This is a genomic window from Escherichia sp. AM3 (genome assembly GCF_032029835.1).
Taxonomy (GTDB): domain Bacteria; phylum Pseudomonadota; class Gammaproteobacteria; order Enterobacterales; family Enterobacteriaceae; genus Escherichia; species Escherichia coli.
The window spans coordinates 1-550 of record NZ_JAVUPQ010000524.1 but is presented as its reverse complement, the minus strand read 5'-3'; the positions used below and the strand labels follow the sequence as shown (position 1 = coordinate 550).

Below are 550 nucleotides of genomic sequence, written 5' to 3'. Positions count from 1 at the left end.
TGGCCCGGTACGTATGGAGGTAAAACATGTTGGTAAGGTTAATTTGACATTATTCAGTGTGAAATTGACATAAATGTGGTTGCTGTGATCTACAACTTTTGTACCAGGACTGTAGGCCTTAAACGAATAAAGGTAATTTGATGAACTGGATAACTGGACTTGCTGATTAAGTGTAGGATCGAAATTAGTATCTGTATAAAATTCAACAGTTATGTTGTGTACTATACCACCAATAGCCCAAAACTTATCGTAGTCGTCTGCTTTGTTGCAACCCTTAGTTTGTAGATCGCTGTCTGTGACGGAAAAGAAAAATTCTTGGTTGGAAGGATCTCCGATATAGATTCCTGGCGATTGAATGTCAGTTATTGTATCGTATGCAGACCAGACCCTTGATATTAACATGGTGTAATACAGACCAGGAACAGATGTATTAAATAGTTTATGTCCGCCATAATCTTTACCTGAATAGACCATGGCATTTTCAATAGTTATTGGACCAGGATTCGCTCTGCCAGATGTATTGCAGTAAAGAATACCACCACCGGTACCA

The 550-nt window shown here is 38.7% G+C and carries 1 pseudogene; it reads right to left on the bottom strand.

The features are described 5' to 3' along the window. A pseudogene (gene yadC, locus RTW80_RS27025) lies at window positions 1–550 on the bottom strand (fimbrial tip-adhesin YadC); the annotation flags it as partial.